Here is a 24063-nt window from a genome sequence, read left to right as displayed (position 1 = left end):
TGAACTGAGCCGCCCCCCGTCCCCCGTCCCCCCGTCCGCGTATCGCAGGAGAGTCCCGCATGAGCCGCCGCACCGCTGACGACCAGTACCGCAAAGGCGCCGAGTTCCGCGCCCTGCACACCGGCCCGCGGCCCTTCGTCGTTCCGAACCCGTGGGACGCGGGCACCGCGCGCCTGCTGACCGGGATGGGCTTCGCGGCCCTCGCCACCACGGGCGCCGGCTTCGCCTACACCCTCGGCCGGCCGGACGGCGCGAACCGCGTCGGCCGGGACGAGATCCTGGACAACGCCCGCTCCATCGCCGCCGCGACCCCGCTGCCGGTCACCGCCGACCTGGAGAGCGGCTTCGGCCGGACACCCGAGGAGGTCGCCGAGACCATCCGGCTGGCCGCGGCCGCCGGCCTGGTGGGCGGCTCCGTCGAGGACTCGACGGGGCGGGCGGACGACCCGGTCCGTCCGGTCGGGGAGGCGGCGGAGCGCGTGGCCGCCGCCGTCTCCGCCGCCCGCGAGCTGGACTTCCCCTTCACCGTGACGGCACGGGCCGAGAACTTCTTCCAGGGCCGGCCCGACCTCGACGACACGATCCGCCGCCTGCGGGCGTACGAGGAGGCCGGCGCCGACGTCCTGTACGCCCCGGCCCTCCCCGACGCCGGCGCGGTGCGGGCGGTGTGCTCCGCCGTCGGCAAGCCCGTCAACGTCCTGATGGGCGGGGCGCTGCGGCTGTCCGTCACCGAGCTCGGGAAGCTCGGCGTGCGGCGGATCAGCGTCGGATCGTCGATGGCCCGGACGGCGCTGGGAGCGCTGGTCCGGGCCGCGGGGGAGATCCGGGAGCACGGCACCTTCACCTTCGGCGCGGGCGCCCTCTCCTACCCCGAACTCAACGCGCTGCTCGGCCCGGACCCAGAGGGGTGACCCCCCACGGTGGCCCGGCGGGCGGCGGCCGCGACGCTGCCCGCGCACCGTCCCGGCGGGGGCCCCGGCGGGACCCCGGCATGACCGTACGGCGGCAGGGCCCCGTGACACCGGAGTAGCGTGGGTGGCAGAGGCTGCACCGCGCCGGCCCCGAACCGGCGTCAGGCGGTGGCCGCACTGGAGGTGTTCCTTCGGACGTGGACTTCCGTCGCCCCGGTGGCACGAACAGATGCCGACCACCGGGCCGCGGGCCACGCGAAGGACCAGATGCCGAGCGAAGACGACGCGTACAACAGTGACTACATCACCCAGTGGCTGCTCGAGACCGACTCCCTGGAGGACTTCCTGCAGGCGCTGGCCGACGCGGCCCTGAAGCTGTCCCGGAGCGAGGGCGTCGGGGTGACCCTGGAGCGCAACGGCCGGCCCCTCACGGTGGTCAGTGCGGGATCCTCGGCGCCGAAACTGGACGAGAAGCAGTACGGCCAGGATGACGGCCCCTGCCTGCAGGCACTGCGCACCGGCCGGGAGGTCGCCGTCCCGGACATGCTGGACGAGAGCCGCTGGGGCGAATACCCCGGCTACGCCGTGTCCTGCGGAATCCGCTCCTCCCTCTCCCTACCGATCGCCGCCCACACCCACACCGCCGGCGCTCTCAACCTGTACGCCGGCCCGCCCGGTGCCTTCGCGCGATCCGATCTCGCCGCCCTGCGCGCCCTGGCCTCGCAGGCCACCGGCGGCATAGCCCTGGCGCAACGCATCAGCGAAGCCCAGGAGTTCGCGGAGCAGATGCGGACCGCCATGCAGTCCCGCAGCGTCATCGACCAGGCCATCGGCGTGACCATGGACCGGAACCGGTGCACCGCGGAGGAAGCCTTCGCCATCCTGCGTTCCGCCTCCCAGCGGCGCAACATCAAGCTCCGGGACCTGTGTACCGAGCTGATCACCCGCCTCACCGGCCGGCCGCCCACCACCCCGGGACCCCGTCCCCGCACCTGAGCCCGGATGCGGAGCCGGGCCGGGTCCGCCGGCCGGACCCCTTGTCCGGGCTGCGGGGCGGGGCCGTTCGGAACCAGGCCTTCCCGGCCGCCGGCCGCGCACCCGCGGCGACCGCCTTCCTCGACGTCCTGGGCATCACGGCCGCGGACGGTGCGGCGGTCCGATGGTGCGGCGGTCTGACGGGGCGCCGGGCAACCCGGGGCCGGGACGACCCGGAGGACCGGGACGACCGAGACGATCGCGTATGCAGGTGAGCTCGAGCGCCATGTACCGTCCGCGCGGCGGAAACTTCAATGGCGTCATGACCACACACACGCACAACACCGCACCCGTCCTCCTCATCGGCGGCACCGGCAAGACCGGACGGCGCGTCGCCGAGCGCCTGCGGGCCCTCGGACGGCCCGTGCGGACCGGCTCCCGCAGCAGCGAGATCCCCTTCGTCTGGGAGGACGAGAACACCTGGGGGGCCGCGCTGGACGGGGTCTCCGCCGCCTATGTGACGTACTACCCGGACCTGGCCTTCCCCGGGGCGACCGAAGCCGTCGGGCGGCTCGCCGCCTTCGCCGTGGCGCGGGGCGTCCGCCGTCTGGTGCTGCTGGCCGGCCGGGGCGAGGAGGGCGCCGTCGCCGGCGAGGACGCCCTCAAGGCATCCGGCTGCGACTGGACCGTCGTCCGGGCCGGCTGGTTCAACCAGAACTTCAGCGAGAGTTTCTTCCTCGACCCGGTCCGCTCGGGCGAGCTGGTGCTGCCCGCCGGAGACGCCGTCGAGCCGTTCGTGGACGCCGACGACATCGCCGATGTGGTGGTCGAAGCCCTCACCGACGACCGCCACATCGGCAGGACCTACGAACTGTCCGGTCCCCGGCCGCTGAGCTTCCACGACGTGGCCCGCGAACTGTCGGCGGTCACCGGCCGGACGATCACCTATGTTCCGGTCGGTGCCGACGACTACCGCGCGGCGCTGCGGGAGGCGGGCGAACCGGAGGAGTTCGCGGACCTGTTCATCCTGATCACGGACGGCCGCAACGCCGCCCCGGTGCACGGTGTCCGGGAGGTGCTGGGACGGGAGCCCAAGGACTTCACGGACTACGCCAAGGAGGCCGCGGCCACCGGCGTCTGGGACGTGTAGACCGCCGGGAACGCGCAGACCGTCCGCGTCGGTGGGAGACGATGTCCGCGACAGCAACAGCGACAGCACAGGGAGGGGTGACAGACGTGGACATGCTCAGCGGCCTGCTGGAGAGCCCCCAGGCCCGCGGCGCCTTCCTCCTGAAGTCGGTGTTCAACCCCCCGTGGGGACTGCGCATCGAGGACCGCGCACCCCTGTCGCTGGCCACCATGCTGCACGGCTCGGCCTGGGTGCTCCGCGAGGACGCCGCCCCGGTGCGGCTGGAGGCCGGGGACGTGGCGGTGCTGCGCGGCCCCGAGCCGTACACGCTCGTCGACGACCCGGCGACGCGGCCGGGCATCACCGTCGGCCCGGACCAGCGCTGCAACACCACCGACGGGGAGGACGTCACCGAGACGATGGCCCTGGGGGTGCGCACCTGGGGCGAGCCCCACCGCACGGGATCGGCGGTGATGCTCAGCGGCACCTACCAGGCACCCGGCGAGGTCGGGCGGAGGCTGCTCGCCGGCCTGCCGGCGCTGCTGGTGCGGCCCGCCTCGGCGGCGCGGTCCCCGCTCATCGGCATGCTGGCCGCCGAGCTGGAGCAGGAGGACATCGGCCAGGAGGTGGTCCTCGACCGGCTCCTGGACCTGCTGCTCATCAACGTCCTGCGCTCCTGGCTCACGGAACCGGGCAGCGGCGCGCCGCTCTGGTTCCGGGCCGGGAGCGACCCGGTGGTGGGGCGGGCCCTGCGGCACTTGCACGAACGGCCCGGGCAGGCATGGACGGTGGCGTCGCTCGCTTCCGCGGCCGGGGTCTCCCGGGCGGTCCTGGCCCGCCGCTTCACCGGACTCGTCGGCGAACCGCCCATGTCGTACCTGACCGGCTGGCGGCTGACCCTCGCCGCGGACCTGCTGCGCGACCCCGACCTCTCCCTCGCCGGCATCGCCCGGCGGGTGGGCTACTCGAGCCCGTTCGCCCTGAGCACCGCCTTCAAACGGGAGCGGGGCGTCAGCCCGCAGGAGTACCGCAACGGCAACCGGCCGGGCACCGTCGTATCCGCCGCTGCCACGGCACGGACGGTGGTCCTCGGACACTGACCCCGGCCGGGACTGCCGCGCGGGAGAGGACCGAGGCGATGTGCGGTCCCCGCCGCGGCAGCCGGGCGAACGCTGACCGTGAACCGGGGCCGTGATGGGGCCGTGAACCGGGAAGGTGTACCGCCGGGTTCTCTTCGCTCGGACTCCCGTGCGGCCTCTCTCCCGCTCCGCCGCGCCGGCCCGCCACTCCGCGACCGCAGGGCGGCTTATCACGGCGTCCTCCGGGTAGCCGACCGGTTCGGTGGGAACACCGGGCCACCGCGCCGCCACTGCGCCGCCGCTGCCCCGCCCGGGAGGGCCACGGCGTGTCCTGCGGCCGGCCGGGGGCACTGGGAGACGATGAACGTTCCCCGGGCGGGGACGAAGGGGACGAACAGGGCCGGAGGAGAGGAACCACGTGGACCAGCGCGTCACATCCGCGCGAAGGGGGACGCGGGCGCCGGACGGCGCACCCGGGACCGCCCGGGCCGTTCCGGCCGCCCCGGCCGGCCCCGGTGGTCGGAGCGGGCAGAGCAGCCGGGCCGGCCGGGAGGACGACGTGCCGCGCGGGGCCGCGCCGGACGCGCGGCGGCGGATTCCCCGCACCGACGCCGTCCTGCGCGATCCCCGCCTGGTGGAGGCGGCCGGCCGGCTCGGGACGGCGCCGGTGAAAGCGGCGGTCCACCGGGCGCAGGAGCGGGCGCGCGACGGAGCGGTACCGCCGGACGGGGTGGCCGATACGGCGGTCGCCCTGCTCCCGCGCACGGCGAGCGGCCTGCGGCCGGTGATCAACGCCACCGGCGTCGTGCTGCACACCAATCTCGGGCGGGCGTCGCTGTCGCCGGCGGCCCGGCGGGCGGTGCAGGAGGCCGCCGGGCCCACGGACGTGGAGTTGGATCTGGAGACCGGGGTGCGGGCCCGCCGGGGCCGCACCGCCCTGGCGGCCCTCCTGGCCAGGGTGCCGTCAGCCGCCGCCGCGCACGTCGTCAACAACGGTGCCGCCGCGCTGGCCCTGGTGGCCGCCGCCCTCGCCGCCGGACGGGACATCGTCATCAGCCGGGGGGAGATGGTCGAGATCGGGGACGGCTTCCGCCTGCCGGACCTCCTGGTCTCCACCGGCGCCCGGCTGCGCGAGGTGGGGACCACCAACCGCACCACCGCCGCCGACTACGCGGCCGCCGTCGGCCCGGAGACGGGCTTCGTCCTGAAGGTACACCCGTCCAACTTCCGGATCACCGGTTTCACCCGGGTCCCGGACACCGCCGAGCTCGCGGGGCTGGGGGTCCCGGTCGTCGTCGACATCGGTTCGGGGCTGCCGGCCCCGCACCCGCTGCTGCCCGAAGAACCGGACGCAGCGACGGAGTTGCGCGCGGGCGCGTCACTCGTCACCGCGAGCGGCGACAAGCTGCTGGGCGGGCCGCAGTGCGGGCTGCTCCTCGGCCGGGAGGAACTCGTCCGCACCGTCTCCCGGCACCCGCTCGCCCGCGCCCTGCGGGTGGACAAGCTGACCCTGGCCGCTCTGGAGGCGACGCTGACCGGGCCCGGTACGCCGACGGAGACGGCGCTGACCGCCGATCCGGCGGACCTGCTGCGCCGCGCCGAGCGGCTGGCCGCCGTGCTGAGCGCCGAGGGCGTGGACGTACGGGCCGTCGAGAGCGCCGGGACGGTCGGCGGCGGCGGAGCCCCCGGCGTGACGCTGCCCGGCGCCGCGCTCTCCCTGCCCGAGCGGTACGCCGCCGCCCTGCGCACCGGGGCGGTCCCCGTCGTCGGGCGCCTGGAGGCGGGGCGGTGCCTGCTCGACCTGCGGGCGGTGCCCGTGGAGGACGACGAGCGGCTGGCCGGGGCCGTCCGGTCGGTCGCGGCGGCGGAGAGGTGAGGGGGATATGCGGGTACTGGCCACCGCGGGGCACGTCGACCACGGCAAGTCCGCCCTGGTGCGGGCGCTGACCGGAATGGAACCCGACCGTTTCGAGGAGGAGCGGCGACGGGGACTGACCCTGGATCTCGGATTCGTGTGGACCCGGCTGGGCCAGGACGGCTCCGGGGGCCCGGACGGCTCCGGGGGCCAGAACGGCTCCGCGGGTTCCGGAGGGGAGACCATCGCCTTCGTGGACGTGCCGGGTCACGAGCGGTTCGTCGCCACCATGCTGGCCGGCGCCGGCCCCGTGCCCGCCGTGCTGTTCGTGGTGGCCGCCGACCAGGGCTGGCAGCCGCAGTCCCAGGAGCACCTGGAGATCCTGGACGCGCTCGGGGTGCGGCATGCCGTGCTCGCCGTGACGCGCAGTGACCTGGCCGATCCCGAGCCCGTGCGGGCGGACGCCGCCGAGCGCCTGGCGGCCACCTCCCTCGGCGCCGTGCCGTCCGTCGCGGTGAGCGCGGTCACCGGCGCCGGACTGGACGGGCTCCGCGCCGAACTGGCCCGCCTGGCCGCCGTGCTGCCCGACCCGCCCGCCGACGCGGACGTACGGCTGTGGCTGGACCGCGCCTTCACCGTGCGGGGGCACGGCACGGTCGTCACCGGAACGCTGGCCGAGGGGACCCTGCGCGTCGGCGACCGGCTGGTGACGGGTGAGGACTCCGCCCCGGTCCGGGTGCGCGGGTTGCAGTGCCTGGGCGAGGACCGCTCCTCGGCCGGTGGCGTGGCCCGCGTGGCGGTGAACGTCCATGGCGTCCCCAAGGGCCTGCTCGGCCGCGGCCGGGTGCTGCTGACCCCGGACCGCTGGCTGCCCGCCACGGCGGCCGATGTGCGGATCACCGGCACGCCGGCCGGGGAGCTGCCGCGGACGGTCACCCTGCACATCGGCACCGCCGCGGTCCCGGTGACCGTCCGGCCGCTCGGTACGGACACCGCGCGGCTCACCCCGGCCCGGGCCCTGCCCCTGCGCGTCGGTGACCGGGCCGTGCTCCGGGACCCGGGCGGGCGGCGCGCGCCCTGCGGCGTGACGGTCCTGGACGTGCGGCCGCCGCAGCTGAGACGGCGCGGGGCCGCCCGGGCCCGGGCGGCCGAGCTGGCGGGCATGAGCGGCCGCCCGGACGCCGTGGCGGAACTGCGGCGGCGCGGGCTCGTCCGCCGTTCCGAACTGGAGGCCATGGGGGTGCCCGCCACCGCCCCGCCCGTCGCCGGGGACTGGCTGGCCGAACCGGCTCACTGGGCCGCCCTGCGGGACCGTCTGGCGGCCGAGACGGAACGGTACGCGGCACGGCACCCCCTCGATCCGGGCCTGCCCACCGAGGCGGCCCGGCGCCTGCTCGGCCTGCCCGACCGGGCCCTCGTCGACGCGCTGGCCGGGACCCCGGGCCGTCCGCGGCTGCGGAGCGCGCAGGGGCGGCTGTACGGGCCCGCGAGTGAGAAGCCCGCCCTGCCGCCGGCCGTCCGGGCGGCCGTCGACGCCGTGCGCCGGGAACTGGAGGTGTCACCGTTCCAGGCCCCGGAGGCCGGCCGGCTGGCCGAACTGGGGCTGGACCGCAAGGCGGTGGCCGCCGCGGTCTCGGCGGGCGCGCTGCTGAGGGTCGGCGACGGCATCCTGCTGCTGCCCGGCGCGGACGCCCGGGCCGCCGCGGTCCTGCGCGACCTGCCGCAGCCGTTCACCCTGAGCGAGGCGCGCAAGGCCCTCGGCACGACACGCCGCGTGGCCGTGCCGCTGCTGGAGTACCTGGATGCCCGTGGCCACACCGAACGGGTGGACGACCGGTGCCGGCGCTGCCGGACCGGTGCGGGGAGCGGAGGCGGACGGGAATCGAACCCGCCTGCCCGAGATCCTCGGACACCTCGGTTTTGAAGACCGGGAGGGCCACCAGGCACCCACACGCCTCCACCGCCCGTACAGGCTACCGGAGGGCCCGCGGGACCGGTTTCCGTGACCCCGCGACCCCGCGACCCCGCGGCCCCGCCGCCCGGCCGCCCGGCCGCCCGGCAGTCCACTTCGACCGCCCACCCGACCCGAGACCTACTGGACCCGAGACCCACTGGACCCGACACCCCACCGGACCCGACACCCCACCAGAAGGACCAGCATGACCACCGCGAGCGACACCCCCGTACGGCTCACGCAGCTCGCCCACGGAGGAGGCTGCGCCTGCAAGATCCCGCCCGGCGAACTGGAGGACGTCCTCGGCGGCCTGGCCGTCCCGGCGCCGGCCGCGGCCGGCACCCCGCTCCTCGTCGGGCTGGCCACCGGCGATGACGCGGCCGTCGTGTCCCTGCCCGCGCCGGACGGGGCACCGGCCCAGGCCGTGGTCTCCACCGCCGACTTCTTCACCCCCGTCGTCGACGACCCCTACGACTGGGGCCGCATCGCCGCGGCCAACGCCCTGTCCGACGTCTACGCGATGGGCGGCCGGCCCCTCGTCGCCGTCAACCTCCTGGCCTGGCCGCGCGACGTGCTCCCGTTCGACCTCGCGCGCGAGGTGCTCCGCGGCGGCCTGGACATCGCCACCGAGGCGGGCTGCCATGTGGGCGGCGGACACAGCGTGGACGACCCGGAACCCAAGTACGGCATGGCCGTCACCGGCCTGGCGGACCCGGAACGGCTGCTGCGCAACGACGCCGGCCGGCCCGGCCTGCCGCTGTCGCTCACCAAACCGCTCGGGCTGGGCGTCCTCAACAACCGGCACAAGGCCACCGGCGAGCGGTTCGAGCACGCGGTGGCCACGATGACGGCCCTCAACCGGGACGCCTCGGCCGCGGCCCTGGCGGCCGGGGCCGTCTGCGCCACCGACGTCACCGGCTTCGGGCTCCTCGGCCACCTGCACAAACTGGCACGGGCCTCGGACGTCACCGCCGTGATCGACACCACCGCCGTCCCCTACCTCGACGGGGCGCGCGAGGCCGTACGGGACGGCTACGTCAGCGGCGGCACCCGGCGCAACCTGGAGTGGGTCGCGCCGTTCACCGACTTCGGGACCACCGGCACCGCCACCCGGCTGCTGCTGGCCGACGCCCAGACCTCGGGCGGGCTGCTGGTGGCGGGCGAGGTGCCCGGCGCGCCGGTCGTGGGCGAACTGGTGCCCAGGGGCGCGCACTCCGTCGTCCTGAGGTGATCGGTCGTCCTGAGGTGATCCGTCGCGCTGACGCGATCCGTCGTGTTCGTGTCGCGCTGGGCCGCCGCGCCGGGGTGATCCGCGCGGCGGCCCCTCACAGCCCGGTGCCGGTGTGCTCGTCGATGCCGGCCCGGGCCCGGTATTCCCGTACCAGTTCCAGGGCGGCCGGCCCCCGGGGGCGGCGTCCCGCCCGGATGTCCACGGCGAACGCCTTGGCCTCCTGGATGTGGGTGTTGGGGTCGAGCGACAGGTGGAGCAGCTCGTTGGCCGCGTCTCCCGTGGAGTAGCCGTTCGGCCCCCAGTGGTAGGGCAGGCCGACCTGGTGCAGCCGCCGCCCCTGCACGGTCAGCGGAGCCATCCGGTCGGTGACGAGGACCCGCGCCTCGATCACGCCGCGCGCGCTGACGATCGTCGCCCACCCGGTGTGTTCCAGACCGTGTTCCGCGGCGAGTTCGGGCGACACCTCGCAGAAGAACTCCGGCTGTAGCTCCGCCAGATACGGCAGTTGGCGGGACATGCCGCCCGCGGTGTGGTGCTCGGTGAGCCGGTACGTGGTGGCGACGCAGGGGAACACCTCCGAGCCGGGCTCCGTACCGCTGGGCTGGTAGCGGTTGTCGGGGTGCGGCCGCAGCAACTGCCGTACGGGGTTGCGCTGGTGCCGCGGGTGGAGCAGGTTCGGGAACGGCGAGTCCTGCGGCTCGTAGTGCGTGGGCAGCGGGCCGTCGGTGAGGCCGGACGGCACATACAGCCACGCCTTCCCGTCGGCCTGCATGATGAAGGCGTCGGTGCCGGAGAGGGCCTCCGGGCCGGTCGCCCCGGACGGCGGCTCATGATCGGGCGCCTTGTCCGGCTTGAAGTCGGGGACGTCGTGGCCGCTCCACCTGCCCTGCTCCTCGTCCCACCACACCAGCGTCTTGCGCTCGCTCCACGGCCTGCCCTCCGGGTCGGCCGAGGCGCGGTTGTAGAGGATGCGGCGGTTGGCGGGCCACGCCCAGCCCCATTCGCCCGCGACCCAGTTCTGCTCCCCGCCCGGTTTGCGGCGGGCCGCCTGGTTGACGCCGTCGGCGTACACCCCGCAGTAGATCCAGCAGCCGCAGGCGGTGGAGCCGTCGTCCTTGAGCTGCTCGTAGGAGGTCAGCGGACCGCCCTCGGCGTCATGGCCGTTGATCTCGGCGAGCACGGCCTCCGCCTCGGGCTCCGCGAGCGGACCCTTGGTGGGGTAGTCCCAGGTCAGGTCCAGCAGCGGCCGGTCCATCGGGTCGGTGGAGGCGGCGAGCTTCTGCCGGATGAGGCGCCCGAGGTGGTAGGTGAACCACAGGTCGCTGCGGGCCTCGCCCGGCGGTTCGACGGCCTGGTGGTGCCACTGCAGCAGGCGCTGGGTGTTGGTGAAGGTGCCGTCCTTCTCGGTGTGCGCGGCGGCCGGCAGGAAGAACACCTCGGTGCCGATGTCCTCGGTGCGCAGCTCGCCCGTCTCGATCTCGGGGCCGTCCTTCCACCAGGTGGCCGACTCGATGAGGGAGAAGTCCCGGACGACGAGCCAGTCCAGCTCGGCCATGCCCAGACGCTGCATCTTGGCGTTGGCGGAGCCCACGGCCGGGTTCTCGCCCATCAGGAAGTAGCCCTTGCAGATCCCCTCCAGCTGGGCCATGACCGTCTCGTAGGTGGAGTGCGACCCCGTCAGCCGCGGCAGGTAGTCGAAGCAGAAGTCGTTGTCCTCGGTGGCTGCCCCGCCCCAGTACGCCTTGAGCAGACTGACCAGGTAGGAGCGCATGTTGCCCCAGTAGCCCTTGCGTGCCGCGTCGGCCTGCACGAAGGTGTCCAGGTTCTGCTGCGCGTGGGCGTGGGGCATCGGGATGTAGCCGGGCAGCAGGTTGAACAGGGTGGGGATGTCGGTCGAACCCTGGATGGAGGCGTGCCCGCGCAGGGCGAGGATGCCGCCGCCGGGCCGGCCGATGTTGCCGAGCAGGCTCTGCAGGACGGCGGCCGCGCGGATGTACTGCACGCCCACCGTGTGCTGGGTCCAGCCGACCGCGTAGGCGAAGGCGGTGGTCCGCTCGCGCCCGGAGTTCTCCGTCACCGCGTCGCACACCTGGCGGAAGACGTCCTGCGACACGCCGCAGATCTGCTCGACCATCTCGGGGGTGTAGCGGGCGTAGTGCCGCTTGAGCACCTGGAAGACGCAGCGCGGATCGGTCAGCGTCTCGTCCCGTTCGGGTTCGCCCGCGCCGATGTTCGCGCCGCCGGACCCGTGGGCCTCGCCGCGGGCCGCGCTGGTCACCGAACTGCCGCCCTGGGTGCGCTCCTGGTACATCTGGTCACGCTTGCCGGAGGCGGCCTGGACCGTCATCCCCTCGTACTGCCAGCTCTCGTTCTCGTAGGTGCGGGTTTCGGGGTCGAGGCCGGAGAAGACCCCGTCGAGGTCCTCGGTGTCACGGAAGTCCTCCCGCAGGATCACCGGCCCGTTGGTGTAGGCCACGACATAGTCGCGGAAGTAGCTCTCCGTCCGCAGGACGTGGTTGATGATCCCGCCGAGGAAGGCGATGTCCGAACCCGCGCGCAGCGGCACGTGCACGTCCGCCAGCGCGCTGGTGCGGGTGAACCGCGGATCGACGTGGATCACCTTCGCACCGCGGGCCTTGGCCTCCATCACCCACTGGAACCCGACCGGATGGCACTCGGCCATGTTCGAGCCCTGGATGACGATGCAGTCCGAGTTCTGCAGGTCCTGCTGGAAGGTGGTCGCGCCGCCGCGGCCGAACGAAGTCCCCAGACTGGGGACGGTGGAGGAGTGTCAAACACGCGCCTGGTTCTCGATCTGCACCGCACCCAGGGCGGTGAACAGCTTCTTGATCAGGTAGTTCTCTTCGTTGTCGAGTGTGGCTCCGCCGAGGCTGGCGATACCCAGCGTGCGGCGGGTGCGGACCTCGTCGGCCTCCCACTGCCACCCGGCCCGGCGCGCCTCGATCACCCGGTCGGCGATCATGTCCATCGCCGTTTCCAGGTCCAGGCGCTCCCATTCGGTTCCGTGCGGGCGCCGGTAGAGGACCTGGTGCTCGCGGGCACCGCCGGTGGTCAGCTGCAGGCTGGCCGCGCCCTTGGGACACAGCCGGCCGCGCGAGATGGGGGAGTCGGGGTCACCCTCGATCTGGGTGACGCGATCGTCCTCGACGTAGACGTTCTGGCCGCAGCCCACGGCGCAGTACGGGCAGATCGACTTCACCACCCGGTCGGCCGAGGCGACCCGGGAGGTGAGGCGCGCGCTGGTCCCGCTCTTGACGGCGGCCCCGCGGCCCAGGGGATCCGTCCCCTTGAGCTGCCGGTACACCGGCCAGGAGTCGATCCAGGTGCGCACACCCATGATGTCTGCCCCTTCCGTGGTGCTGAATGCTGCGCTTTCCAGTGCCCTGTTCCCGCCGGTTCACACCGGTGGATCGGAAAGTCTTCCGTCCGGCCCACCGGCGGGCGGCCGTACGCCGCCGTACTCCGCCGTATCCCGTACCCCGCCGCCGGTCGGAGCCCGCCCTACGTGTCCGCGGACGGCCCGGCGGAGGGCTCCGCCCGACGGTCCGGGGGCGACGCGTACCGCTCGCGCAGCTCGCGGGCGATTCCGAACCCGGCCGCGGTGGCCGGTACCGCGAGGAGCACGCCGACGATCCCGGCCACGGACCCGCCCGCGGTGAGGACCACCAGGACCACCGCGGGGTGGATCCGCACGGTCCGGCTCTGGACCACCGGCTGGAGGATGTTCCCCTCCAGCACCTGGACCAGGAGCACCACTCCCAGCACCCACAGCGCGATGACGAGCCCCCGGTCGGCGAGGGCGACCAGCACGGCGGCGGTACCGGAGACGAAGGCGCCGATGAAGGGAACGTAGGCGCCGATGAAGACGATCGCCCCGAGCCCGGGGGCCGCGGGCACCCCCAGGACCAGCAGGCCGGCGGTGATGAAGAACGCGTCGATGAGCGCCACCACGGTCGTGCCCCGCATGAAGCCCTCGACGCCCTCGAAGGCCCGCCGGGCCATCGCCTCGACGGTGTCGGCGCTGCCGTGGGGAACGAGTGAGCGCAGGGTGCCGGCCGCCCGGTCGGAGTCGCGCAGGAAGAAGAACGCCAGCAGCAGCGCGAGCACCGCCATGCCGAGGACCTGGAGGGCCCAACTGACCCCGGTGGCGACACTGGAGGCAGCCGTTCCGCCGAAGCGCCCGAGCATGTCCACGGCTTCACCGCCGAGTTCCTCGAGCGAGGTGCCGGACGCACCGAACCGGTCGGCCAGATCCCGCACGGCCTCGCGGAGCGAGGCGACGATCTGGTCCCAGGTGTCGACCAGCGCGAGCGTGACGCCGTACACGGTGCCGCCGACGGCGGCGAGGACGGCGGCACAGGTGAGCCCCGCGGCGATGGAGCGCTTGACCCCCAACGTCACCAGCCAGTGGAACAGCGGAAGGAGCAGCGCCGTGCCGAGCAGGGCGAGCAGCGCGGGAATGAGGGCCGCCCGGAACATCACGCACAGCCGGATCCCGATGTAGACGACCCCCGAGACCAGCAGGATGACGGCGCACCAGGCGGCAAGACGGCGGACGGGACCGGGGAGCGGCAGCACGCGCCCAGCGTACGTTCGCGGCCGCGGGCTCGCCCGTGGACGGCCCGCCCGCCGGGGCGTCCCCGTGCGGGGGCGGCGAAGCGCAGCGCTGGTACCGGCACCCCGGTAGACACGTGAGTGGCCCCGTCCACAAGACACGGGGGCGGCGCGGGCGAGCAGCCGTTCACCCGCCCCTCCGCCGGGTCACCCCCGGGAGACGGCGAGATGCCGCGGGCGGGTCCGGGGGAGAGCCGAAGCAGAGACACACCGAGGGAATGCGTGATGACACAGGTGGCCGACGGCCCCTCCACGAGCGGCGGAAGCCCGCCGTATGCGGCGCGGCCGGCGGGAAGCGCGAGGCCCGCCGCCGCCCCCGCGACCGCGCCGGCCCCGCCGCCCACCCGGCCCGGGCGGCAGGACCGCCGGCGCCGTCGAGCGCCGACCGGGGCGGCCCTCATGACGGGCCCCGCGGCCGCAGGAGGAGCCGGATGAGCCGGCCTGGAGGACAGCCGCATCGACGCGGTCGAGGTGCATGCCTTCGAGGTGCCCACCGACGGCCCCGGCGGGAAGGAGCAGGACGGCACGCAGGAGTGGGACTCCACCACCATGATCCTGGTCCGGGTGCACGCGGCCGGCCGGACCGGCCTCGGCTACACCTACGGTGACGTGTCCGTCGCCTCCTTCGTGACCTCGAAGCTCGCCCCGCTGGTGCGGGGGGAGAGCGTCACCTCGCCACCCGCGCTCTGGCAGCGCATGGGCGCGCGGATCCGCAACGCCGGCCGCCCCGGCGTCGGAGCCATGGCGGTCTCCGCCGTGGACGTGGAGGCGGTCATGGCCGTGCGCCACTGAACAGCACCGGTCTGCTCAGTCCGCCGACGGCTCGGTGGCGGGCCCCGCAGGGGGTGGACCCGAAGGCGCCGCATACCGTGTGCGCAGCTCGCGGCCCACTCCGAACGCCGCCGCGGTGACCGGCACCGCGAGCAGCACGCCGACGATCCCGGCCACGGCCGCGCCCGCGGTGAGCGCCACCAGGACCACCGCGGGGTGGATCCGCACGGTCCGGCTCTGGACCACCGGCTGGAAGATGTTCCCCTCCAGCATCTGGACCACGAGCACCACCCCCAGCGCCCACAGCGCGATGACGAGCCCCCGGTCGGCGAGCGCGACCAGCACGGCCACGGTGCCGGAGACGAAGGCGCCGAGATAGGGGACGTAGGCACCGATGAAGACGAGCGCGCCGAGTCCGAGAGCTCCGGGCACGCGCAGGACCAGCAGGCCCGCGGTGATGCAGACCGCGTCGATGAGCGCCACCACGGTGGTGCCCCGCATGAACCCCTCGACACCCTCGAAGGCCCGCCGGGCCATCGCCTCGACGACGTCGGCGTTGTCGCGCGGGACGAGCGAGCGCAGGGTGCCGGCGGCCCGGTCGGAGTCGCGCAGGAAGAAGAAGACCAGCAGCAGCGCGAGCACCGCCATACCGAGTGCCTGGACGGCCCAGCTGACCCCGCTGACGACACCGGAGGCGGCCGTCCCCCCGAACCTGCCCAGCATGTCCACGGCGTTGCCGGCGAGATCCTCCAGCGAGGTGCCGGACGCCCCGAACTGATCAGCCAGATCCCGCACCGCCCTGCGCAGCGAGGCGACGATCTGGTCCCAGGTGTCGACCAGCGCGATCGTGACGACATACACGGCACCGCCGACCGCACCGAGAACGGCGGCGCACGTGAGCCCCGCGGCCACGGACCGGTGGACCTTCATCCGCACGAGCCACCGGTGCAGGGGCAGAAGCAGCGCGGTGCCGAGCAGAGCGAGCAGCACGGGAATGACGGCCGGCCGGAGCACCACGCTCAACTGGATCCCGATGTACACGACGCCGGAGACCAGCAGGACGACGACGCACCAGGCGGCAAGCCGGCGGACGGGCTCGGGGAGCAACTGCACACGCCCAGCGTACGCACCGGCCGCACGCTCCAACCGAACGGCCCGGACGGGCTGCGCCACGTCAGCCGGAAGCCGCCCACGGACGGACGCTGCCCGGGCGGCGGAGGGCCTGTCAGGTCCCGCTGCCGCGCGTTCGGTGCAGTGCGGTATGGGCTGAATCACGCCACCACGAACCCAACTGTGTTGAGCCCGCCTCGACTTGTGCGACAGGATGTTCGACGTACGGTGATCATGTGTGACGCACGGGAGTGCCGAGGCAGACCTCCGGTGCAGGACCGGCGACGCCCGGTGACTCGTGCCGTGCGGGGACGGCAGGCGCACGCATCCGGCGGGGGATGGGTATGAGCGGGTGGGACATTTCGACGTCCGGTGTGCAGTTCGTGACCTCGCTGGTCGAGGACGCGATGGACGACGTGGCCAAGGACGTCAAGGCGTACGCGAGTGATGTGGAGAGCGCGGCGGCCTCGGCCGGCACCATCAGCGGCCCGTACTGCGGGGCGGCTCCGACCGGGGCGATCGGTGCGGCTCTGGCGCTCTTCGTGGAGGGGACCGCGGAGGAGGTGCTGTTCCTCGGGGCGCGGGCGGCGAAGTCGGTGAACGGGGCCCGTGAGGCCACCGCCTGCTATGCGCTGGCGGATCTCGACATGGCCGCTGAAGCCCAGCGCAAGGCGCTGGCCGCTCCGAAGGCCGATCCGCCGGGAGGGGACCAGGGCGGCGGCGGCCGGGAAGGGCGGCAGAAGTGATCGAGCCGTCGGGCATACCGCAGTTCACCGGCGACTTCGAACAACTCGACAAGGACGTCTCCCGGCTGCGCGGTGACGCCATCGGGATCCGCGACGGCGGCTCGGACGTGCACTCCCGCTTCCAGATGCTGGGGGCCTTCTACACCGCGCCGGAGGCCGACGCGCTGTTCTCCACCACACAGCCGGTGATGGACAAGGCCGACGGCTTCGCCGTGAAGCTGGAGACGGTCGCCGACGCCCTGGACACCTTCTCCGTCGAGGCCCGCCCGCTGGCCAAGCGCCTGGAAGGGCTGAAGGCGGACGCGTTCACGTTCGTGGAGAGCGTGGAGGGCGACGACGAGTGGACGTACGACGAGGACAAGATCCGGCGCCACCAGGAGCTCATGGACGGTGTGGCGGCCGCGGAGAGCGCGTTCCGTGAGGCCGAGCGCCGGGCCGCCACCAAGATCTCGGCGCTGGTCGGCGGCCCGAAGTTCGTGAAGGACGACGGCAGCCACACGTCGAACAAGAAGACCGTGATGTACGGCTACGACGCCGAGGTCCTCAAGCACGCGGAGGAGACCCCCTGGGGGAGCCCGGTCAGCGAGTCCCACCACGCGTGGGAGGTCGGCTACTGGACCAAGAGCTTCTTCTGGGACGGCCTGGTCGTCGACAACATCTGGGGCGGCCTCAAGGGCCTGGGCACCCTGTTCGGCACCGAGGGCCTGGACGCGGCCGGGGACGCCTGGAGCCACCTGGGGGACGTGCTCAGCGGCATCGGCCAGTACACCATCGCGCCGTTCGACGCGCTCATGGACTGGGCGATCGGCCCGGATGAGGAGAGCGAGACCGAGGTCCGGCAGAAGCAGGCCGCCAAGGACTTCGCCAAGGGCCTGGTCGCCTGGGACATGTGGGGCGAGAATCCCGCCCGCGCCGCGTCGACCGTCGTCTTCAACGGTCTGACGATCGGCGCCGGATCACTGGCCGCGAGGGGCGCGGCCGACGCCGGTGCCGCCGCCAAAGTCGCGGGCGCCGCCGGCAAGGTGGGCGTGTACCTCGACCCGGTCTCGGCGGTCCTGACACTGGGCGGCAAGGCGGCCGGCGGCCTGCCGAAGCTCTCCGAGGTGACGACGGGAGTCCGCGCGGGCGTCGAGGCCACGGCGGACGCGCACCGCGTGAACAGCGTCATGGAACTCCCCAACGGCGCCAAACTCATCATCGAGGACGGCCGGTTCATCCCCGTCGACAGGCACGGCAACGTCCACACCCAGCCGCCGCACCAGGAACTGGCCGCCGACGCGCAGCGGGCCGCGCCGGAGCAGACACCGGCCCGCGACCGGGAACTCACCGCCGTCGGCGCGACCTCACGCACCCCGGACGCCACCGCCCACACGGGGCAGAACCTCCCGCCCCGGGCCGGCCACGAACCTCCGTCCGGCACGGGCACGGGCACGGGCGGCGGGGACGGGACCGCGTCCCGGGGCAGCGCCGGGGCGGCACCCGGCGGAGCCGGAGCCGCACACGCTGCCGGCCCCGAGACGTCCGCGCGGAGTACGGGAACGGGTGGCAGCGGGCAGGCCGGCAACGGACACGGCGGCGTCGGCTCCGGCGGCCACGGGGCAGGCGGCGCGGACGATCTCGGCCGGGCCGCCGACGACACGGCTGGCCACGACACCACCGGCGACGGAACGGCCGGCGGCGGAACGGCCGGCGCGACGGGGCCGGACGGCGGCGTGCCCGGCCGGTCCCCGGAGGGCCAGCGGCCTGCCTACATGCGCGACGGGGCCAACCCGTACGGGCCTCGCGGATCGCTCACGCTGGAGCAGATCGAGGAGATCCAGGTCTACCGCGCCAACCACGAGCCGGGATACCGCGAGCACTACTACAGGAAAGACGGCACGCGCAAAAGCCTTGAGGTCTACGACGAGAGCGGCTTCACCCCGCCACAGCTCACCCGGCTGTCGGACAATGCCCCGTGGATCCGAGCCAAGGACGTTCCGGAGCCGCCGAAGCCGCATTTCCTCGACGAGGACTATATCAGCGTGGGGGCGGACACCGTCACCAGCAAGGCACGGCTCAGGATTCTGGACGAGGCCGCGCAGAATCGCCATTTCGCCGTGCGGTGGGACAACATTGTCGCGGACTGGAAGGCCGAGACCGGCAGGGCCCACGACGCCCAGGGAACCCCCGACTCGGCCGCGCAGTGGGGAGAGGCCAAGGGGACGTACAAGGAGTCCCACACCGCGATGGGGGAGGCGGCCGAGGAGTTCGGCGAGGCAGCGGCCCGGCACCACTACGTCGCCGAGCGCTACCCGGACTTCACGGAACAGCCGCTTCTCGGTCCGAAGAACGGCAACGACCAGTTCGACCAGGTCTGGAAGCACGAGGACGGCCGCATCGTCGTCATCGAGGCCAAGAGCAGCCCCGGTACCGAACTCGGCAGGCGCACGCTGCCAGGCGGTCGGCAAGTCTCGCAAGGCAGCAGGGAGTATTTCCTCGACATTATGGAGGCCATGAAGAGGCGCGGTGAATTCGAGCTTGTGGAGTCCATGGAAATGGCGCTTGAGCAAGGCAAGCTGGAATACGCCGTCGTCAAGGGTGAGAAAAACGCAGGGACTTACACTGGCTACCAGTACCGGCGGTTCGACATCAGCAAGGGGACCCTTCCGTGACCGTACACATCGCCCGGCATGAACTGCCGGCAGGACCAGAGGCCGAGCGGTTCGCGGAGCGGGCGAATGAACACTTGCTCAGGGGCATCGACCGTCTTGAGGAGTCGACGGCCGTGATCGACTCGCTGTTCGGCACGGCGGTGATGACGCTGCGCGCTCGCTGCGTCATCGATCCGCGGGCGGCGGCGGTGGAGACGTGGGAGGCCGCGGTCAACGCGATGCAGCTCGGCTCGGCGCTGTTCGCCGTGACGGGGGTGAGTGAGGGGAGGGTCGAGTGCCGTATCAACCGGAAGATGCGCAGCCTCCCGGCCACCGGTCCGATGTCGACGGCTGATGCGGGGACCTGGCTGACGGCGTTCTGGCTGGCGGTGATCTGCCGTGAGCGGCAGCGGATGACGGAGTTGTGCGAGGTCCCCCTGGAGCGCCTGCGCTCGCCGGAGGGGCAGTACGACGAGTACATCTACCACTGGGTGGACACGCTGCAGACGTACTGGCTGCGGCGGCCTGGGCTGGTGGAGAAGCTCACCGCCACGTTCGAGGCGTCGGATCCCTCCGTGGCGCGGATCGCGCCGAAGGATCTGCTGCAGGGCCTTCTCTATCCGCCGATCAACCTCTTCTACCACTTCGTGCGCCGGGACGAGGCAGGCTTCAGCCCCGCTCTGGTGGAGGCCCTGAAACTGCACCAGGCGTACTGGACCCTGACCGAGGAGCGGGTCACGGACATCGACGGCAGCATCGCCCTCGGGCCCCTCGCCATCGCCTCCCTCGCCTATGACGGCGAACTGCCCATCGAGGTGGAGTCGGAGTACCTGCCCAAGCACCTGCTGCAGCACAGCTGGCTGGGCGAGTTCCCCACGTGACGACGCACCGGGCCAACGTGCCCACGGCACCCCGGGGCGAGGCCGCCGCGGGCACTGCGGCCGCCGGGAGGGAGGCCGGGCCGACGACGGTCATGCCGGCTGCGGCCTCCCGCAGGATCGCCCGGACCGCCGCCACCCCTGTCGAAGCCGAGGACACCGCGCGCCCGTGACCAAGGACGTCATCGCCCTCACCCCGAAGATGCCGGACCTGCGCACCCTGCTGGCAGGCCTCCACGCCGGCGGTCCCGATCTCGGGGTGAACACCCTGGCCGACGGGGCCGTCATCCAGCTCTGCGCCGCCGACGGCCGTCCCCTGGTCTCCGTCGAAGCACCGCTTCTCGTCCAGGTCCCCGGCGAGACGGACCGCCTCCTCGGAGCCGGAGCCGGAGCCCGAGCCGGTGCCGGCCCGGGCCCCGGCCTCCCGGACGGCCCGGTGTGGTGGACGGAGGCCCGCGCCTCCACCGCCGTCGCCGAGGGCGGCCGGCTGGCGGGCTCGTTCGCCGGCCGCCTCGCCCACGTCCTCGACGGCGCGGTGTGGCCCCCGGAGGCGGCCTCCACCGAGGTCGTCCCGCTCAGCTCCGACATCACCGCGATCCCCGTACCGTCCACCTCCGTCCCGGCGGTCGACGTCCTCACCACGCGGGCCGCCGTGGTCATCCAGGACCGCCCCGTGGTCTCCATGACCAGCTGGCTCTCCGACGCCCTCCGCAGCGCGACGGCCGACGACCGCGCCCTGCAGATCGTCACCCAGCGCACCACACGCCTCACCCTGCCCACCCGCACCGCCCTGCACGGCCACCCCAACCGCTGGGTCGTCCAGGACCGGGACAAGGGCTACTACGACGGCCTCTCCGGCGCCCGGCTCCACTGGCACGGCGGCATCTTCACCCCCGTCACCGACGCCGACGGCAACACCTCCCTCGCCGAGGCCTTCACCGCCCCCGCCGACACCGGCGAACGCCAGCTCGTCCTCTCCCTGCACACCCGCCGCCCCGCCGACGAGAACCTCGTCCTGGGTACCGCCCTGGAAACCGCGTGGCAGCACCTCACCGGCGCCGCCCCGGCCGGCTGGAGCACCGCCGAACCCGTTAACCTCCCCTGGTCCACCCGCCGTCTGACCGACTTCGCCCGCAGCCGGGCACCCCACCCCACCTGGCTGATCGCCATCGGCCACCCCGACCGCCCGGCCCTGGCCACCCTGCGCGTCACCCGCACACCCGGCGGAATCGAGGAGGCCATCACCCTCACCCTCGGCTACGCCAAGGACGAGCCCCCGCCGCTGGACGCCATCGAACCGCTGGCCGAAGCGCTGGTCGCCGAACACGGCCTGACCACCCTCATCACCTCACTCCGCACCGCCCGCCGCGACCTGTCCGTCCCCCCGCACTTCGAACCCCCGCCCATCCCCGTCTCCTTCACCCTCGGCCCCGACGAGACCGAGCACATGGAGGACACCCGCGCTCTCCACCCACCCCTCGCCCTCACCCCCGCCCACCTCGGCCCCGCAGCCCGCCCCGGCCTCCACTACCACCTCGGCGACGGAACCGACCCCCGCACCTGGAGCGTGCTCCAGCACCTCACCCAGCGCCTGAAACCGGCCTGACCCATCCCCCGTTACGGATCCGCCGACGGCGCCCGGGGGTCCGTCCGCCGCCCGCCAGGTCCTGCACACCAGGCAGGACACCTCCCCGGATATCACCGAAATGACCAAGGAAGAGTCCGCGGCGCAGAAGCTCCGGCAGTGTGGGCGATACAAGTGATAGACCGGTGGGCCGACGGGGACGGGACGCGAGCCGAGCGGAGCTGAACGCTCCCCATCCGCCCGGGTCCGGCGGCCGAGCACCGACGAACGCGTTGTGCAGTACCAGGAGGACATGTGGCGACCGAGACGTTCAGCATCGACAAGCGGCCCCTGCGGGATCTGCTGCGGCAGGTCGAGGCGGGGAAGATCCAGTTGCCGGAGTTCCAGCGTGGCTGGGTCTGGCCCTGGCCCAATATCGCGAGTCTGCTGGCCTCGGTGTCCCTCAACTACCCGATCGGGACGGTGATGCTGCTCCAGGGCGGCGGTGACGTCCGGTTCAAGTACCGGCCGATCGAAGGGGCGGTCCCGGACGGGCGGGTGCAGCCGGAGTCGCTGGTCCTCGACGGGCAGCAGCGGCTCACCTCGCTGTTCCAGTCGCTCGCGATGGACAGCCCGGTGGAGACCCAGGACGAGCGCAAACGCCGGGTGAGCGGCTGGTTCTACGTCGACATGGCCAAGGCACTCGACGAGAACGAGGACCGTGAGGACGCGATCCGCTTCATCCCGCCCTCACGCAAGGTGGTGAACTTCCGGGGCGAGGTCCTGGAGGACTACTCCACACGGGAGTTGGAGTACCAGCACCGAGTCTTCCCGCTGCGCTGCCTCTTCGACAACTCCTGGGGCGACGGCTTCGCCCGCCACTGGGGCTTCGCACCGGACGCGATGGAGCTCTGGTACGGCTTCCGGGACGGCTTCATCATGTCGTTCGGCCTCTACCACTTCCCGGTCATCGAACTCGGCAAGGACACCCCGCGCCAGGCCGTGTGCCAGGTCTTCGAGAAGGTCAACACGGGCGGAGTCACGCTCACCGTCTTCGAGTTGCTGACGGCGACGTACGCGGCCGACGAGTTCGATCTGCGGCACCACTGGCTTGAGTGCCGTTCCGCCTGGGACGCGCCCGAGTACGCCATCCTGCGGGATGTCTCCAACACCGACTTCCTCCAGGCGGTCACGCTCCTCGCCACCGCCGAGCGGCGCCGCCGGGAGGTGGAGGCCGGTACGGACGAGGAGCGCCTGCCGCGCATCGGCTGCAAGCGCAAGGACATGCTCGCGCTGAGCCTGGAGGACTACCGGCGCTACGCGCCCGACGTCGTCGCCGGCTTCAAGGCCGCCGCCAGATTCCTGCGCCGGCAGTTCGTCTTCGACACGCGCTTCCTCCCGTACGGCACGCAGCTCATCCCGCTGGCCGCGATCTTCGCGCTCGCCGGTACGGACGCGGAGACCGCGGGCGCGCAGGAGAAACTGGCCCGCTGGTACTGGTGCGGAGTGTTCGGCGAGCTGTACGGCGGCACGACCGAGACCCGGTTCAACCTCGACCTGCCCGACGTCGTCGACTGGATCCACGGTTCGGCGCAGGAACCCCGCACGGTCACCCAGGCACAATTCGCGGCGAGCCGCCTGCTGACCCTGCGGACCCGGCAGAGCGCCGCGTACAAGGGCATCTACGCGCTCCTGCTCAAGGCGGGCGCGGCGGACTGGCGGACGGGGGAGAAGGCGGAGGTCAGCGTCTACTTCGACGAGGCGATGGACATCCACCACATCTTCCCGCAGGCCTGGTGCCAGAAGAACGGTCACGAGCGCTCCGTCTACAACTCCGTCGTCAACAAGACACCGCTGACGGCACGCACCAACCGGATCATCGGCGGCCACGCGCCGTCCGAGTACCTCCTGCGGCTCGCCAAGGCGGCCGAGACCAGCCCGGAGGGCGTCGAGCAGCGCGTCAGGACCCACCTCGCGGACCCCGGGCTGATGCGGGCCGACGCCTTCGACGCCTTCTTCGAGGAACGGCGGAAGGTCCTCCAGGACCACATCGCCGCGGCGATGGGCAAGCCGGTGGTGGACGACCACATCCCGGGCCAGCGGCCGGAGGCGGCGATCCGGGCGGCGGAGAACGAGCTGGACGCGGGCGCCTCAGCCCCTGCGAAGCCGTGACCGCGACACCCGGCACGACCGTGCTCGCGGTCCTCGACGCAGCGGTGGCCGCTCTCAAGTCCCCGCTGCGCGAGGACGACCGGGCGCAGGGCTGGACCGATGATCTCCGGCGAGAGGTGCAGGAGGAGATCTCGATCCATCGCTCCGTGCTGCGCCGCCACGGGCTGGCCATGGCACGGCACTTGCGTCCCCGCCTCGACGACTGGATGGAACACGAGGGCGTACGGCCCGGACGCCTCCGGAACCTGGTAGCCGACGTACAGCGATCGCTCGCGGAGGCCCGGACCGCGGCAGCAGAAACGCCCACCACCCTGGGCGTGCGCCCCCGGCCGCCGGCCCACGAATAGCCCGCGGCCCCGGCACCGCCCGCTCCGGGCAGCACACACCCGCACACACGCGAAGACCCCGGCCTCAGCGCTTCCG

The 24063-nt window shown here is 73.2% G+C and carries 15 protein-coding genes, 1 tRNA gene and 2 pseudogenes; 14 read left to right on the top strand and 4 right to left on the bottom strand.

What is annotated here, in order from left to right; genetic code table 11:
- Positions 1 to 59: 59 nt before the first annotated feature.
- From LIX60_RS09570 to LIX60_RS09545, 6 genes and pseudogenes are all read left to right on the top strand, one after another.
- Positions 60 to 911 carry an oxaloacetate decarboxylase gene (locus tag LIX60_RS09570; RefSeq protein ID WP_227958059.1) on the top strand — a complete coding sequence of 284 codons (852 nt, stop codon included), beginning with the start codon at positions 60 to 62 and terminating at the stop codon, positions 909 to 911.
- A 267-nt stretch (positions 912 to 1178) separates the two neighbouring features.
- Positions 1179 to 1907: a GAF and ANTAR domain-containing protein gene (locus LIX60_RS09565; protein ID WP_227962689.1), complete on the top strand. Its 729-nt coding sequence runs from the start codon at positions 1179 to 1181 to the stop codon at positions 1905 to 1907.
- Between the two features lie 301 nt (positions 1908 to 2208).
- Positions 2209 to 3036, top strand: a complete 828-nt coding sequence (locus tag LIX60_RS09560) for an NmrA family NAD(P)-binding protein (RefSeq protein ID WP_227958058.1) — start codon at positions 2209 to 2211, stop codon at positions 3034 to 3036.
- Between the two features lie 86 nt (positions 3037 to 3122).
- Complete coding sequence (locus LIX60_RS09555; RefSeq protein WP_227962688.1) at positions 3123 to 4115, top strand: AraC family transcriptional regulator; 993 nt, start codon at positions 3123 to 3125, stop codon at positions 4113 to 4115.
- Positions 4116 to 4653: 538 nt separating this feature from the next.
- The gene (gene selA, locus LIX60_RS09550) at positions 4654 to 5970 is read left to right on the top strand and encodes an L-seryl-tRNA(Sec) selenium transferase (protein ID WP_227958057.1); all 1317 of its coding nucleotides are present in this window, start codon (positions 4654 to 4656) and stop codon (positions 5968 to 5970) included.
- A 7-nt stretch (positions 5971 to 5977) separates the two neighbouring features.
- Positions 5978 to 7771: pseudogene (locus LIX60_RS09545) on the top strand (SelB C-terminal domain-containing protein); the annotation flags it as partial.
- A 44-nt stretch (positions 7772 to 7815) separates the two neighbouring features.
- Here the strand turns inward: LIX60_RS09545 and LIX60_RS09540 are convergent.
- Positions 7816 to 7908 (bottom strand) — tRNA-Sec (locus tag LIX60_RS09540).
- Between the two features lie 200 nt (positions 7909 to 8108).
- Between LIX60_RS09540 and selD the strand changes: the two genes are divergently transcribed.
- A complete protein-coding gene (gene selD / locus LIX60_RS09535; protein WP_227958056.1) occupies positions 8109 to 9134 on the top strand; it encodes a selenide, water dikinase SelD in 1026 nt (341 codons plus the stop codon).
- A gap of 94 nt (positions 9135 to 9228) precedes the next feature.
- Here selD and fdh read toward each other — a convergent pair whose 3' ends face one another.
- Together fdh and LIX60_RS09525 are read right to left on the bottom strand one after the other, a co-directional pair.
- Positions 9229 to 12492, bottom strand: coding sequence for a formate dehydrogenase (fdh, locus tag LIX60_RS09530; protein WP_227958055.1), 3264 nt, complete (start codon positions 12490 to 12492; stop codon positions 9229 to 9231).
- 164 nt (positions 12493 to 12656) lie between these two features.
- Positions 12657 to 13733, bottom strand: coding sequence for an AI-2E family transporter (locus LIX60_RS09525; protein WP_227958054.1), 1077 nt, complete (start codon positions 13731 to 13733; stop codon positions 12657 to 12659).
- Positions 13734 to 14210: 477 nt separating this feature from the next.
- On the opposite strand from LIX60_RS09525, the pseudogene LIX60_RS09520 reads away from it, so the two are divergent.
- A pseudogene (locus LIX60_RS09520) lies at positions 14211 to 14534 on the top strand (mandelate racemase); the annotation flags it as partial.
- Positions 14535 to 14576: 42 nt separating this feature from the next.
- Here LIX60_RS09520 and LIX60_RS09515 read toward each other — a convergent pair.
- Entirely contained in the window at positions 14577 to 15653 is a 1077-nt protein-coding gene (locus LIX60_RS09515; protein WP_227958053.1) for an AI-2E family transporter, read from the bottom strand.
- 341 nt (positions 15654 to 15994) lie between these two features.
- On the opposite strand from LIX60_RS09515, the gene LIX60_RS09510 reads away from it, so the two are divergent.
- From LIX60_RS09510 to LIX60_RS09485, 6 genes are all read left to right on the top strand, one after another.
- Complete coding sequence (locus tag LIX60_RS09510) at positions 15995 to 16396, top strand: DUF6507 family protein (RefSeq protein WP_227958052.1); 402 nt, start codon at positions 15995 to 15997, stop codon at positions 16394 to 16396.
- Entirely contained in the window at positions 16393 to 19047 is a 2655-nt protein-coding gene (locus LIX60_RS09505; RefSeq protein ID WP_227962985.1) for a hypothetical protein, read from the top strand. The genes LIX60_RS09510 and LIX60_RS09505 overlap by 4 nt, the downstream gene beginning before the upstream one ends.
- Positions 19044 to 19907, top strand: coding sequence for an immunity 49 family protein (locus LIX60_RS09500; RefSeq protein ID WP_227958051.1), 864 nt, complete (start codon positions 19044 to 19046; stop codon positions 19905 to 19907). Before LIX60_RS09505 ends, LIX60_RS09500 begins: the two co-directional genes overlap by 4 nt.
- 166 nt (positions 19908 to 20073) lie before the next feature.
- Positions 20074 to 21510 (top strand): DUF6177 family protein, encoded by a 1437-nt coding sequence (locus LIX60_RS09495; RefSeq protein WP_227958050.1) that lies wholly within the window; start codon positions 20074 to 20076, stop codon positions 21508 to 21510.
- Positions 21511 to 21783: 273 nt separating this feature from the next.
- Entirely contained in the window at positions 21784 to 23640 is a 1857-nt protein-coding gene (locus tag LIX60_RS09490; protein ID WP_227958049.1) for a DUF262 domain-containing protein, read from the top strand.
- A complete protein-coding gene (locus LIX60_RS09485) occupies positions 23637 to 23987 on the top strand; it encodes a hypothetical protein (RefSeq protein ID WP_227958048.1) in 351 nt (116 codons plus the stop codon). Before LIX60_RS09490 ends, LIX60_RS09485 begins: the two co-directional genes overlap by 4 nt.
- Positions 23988 to 24063 lie beyond the last annotated feature (76 nt).

Origin of the sequence: Streptomyces sp. S07_1.15, assembly GCF_020739505.1 — a bacterium.
Classification (GTDB): Bacteria; Actinomycetota; Actinomycetes; order Streptomycetales; family Streptomycetaceae; genus Streptomyces; species Streptomyces xinghaiensis.
Note: the sequence above shows the minus strand (reverse complement) of the source record. Positions and strands in the feature narration are given on the sequence as shown.

What these genes read in the sequence shown, in the direction of transcription:
- selD (WP_227958056.1), top strand. Translation starts at nt 8,109, where the DNA reads ATGACCACCGCGAGCGACACCCCCGTACGGCTCACGCAGCTCGCCCAC.
- LIX60_RS09510 (WP_227958052.1), top strand. Translation starts at nt 15,995, where the DNA reads ATGAGCGGGTGGGACATTTCGACGTCCGGTGTGCAGTTCGTGACCTCG.
- LIX60_RS09565 (WP_227962689.1), top strand. Translation starts at nt 1,179, where the DNA reads ATGCCGAGCGAAGACGACGCGTACAACAGTGACTACATCACCCAGTGG.
- LIX60_RS09560 (WP_227958058.1), top strand. Translation starts at nt 2,209, where the DNA reads ATGACCACACACACGCACAACACCGCACCCGTCCTCCTCATCGGCGGC.
- LIX60_RS09570 (WP_227958059.1), top strand. Translation starts at nt 60, where the DNA reads ATGAGCCGCCGCACCGCTGACGACCAGTACCGCAAAGGCGCCGAGTTC.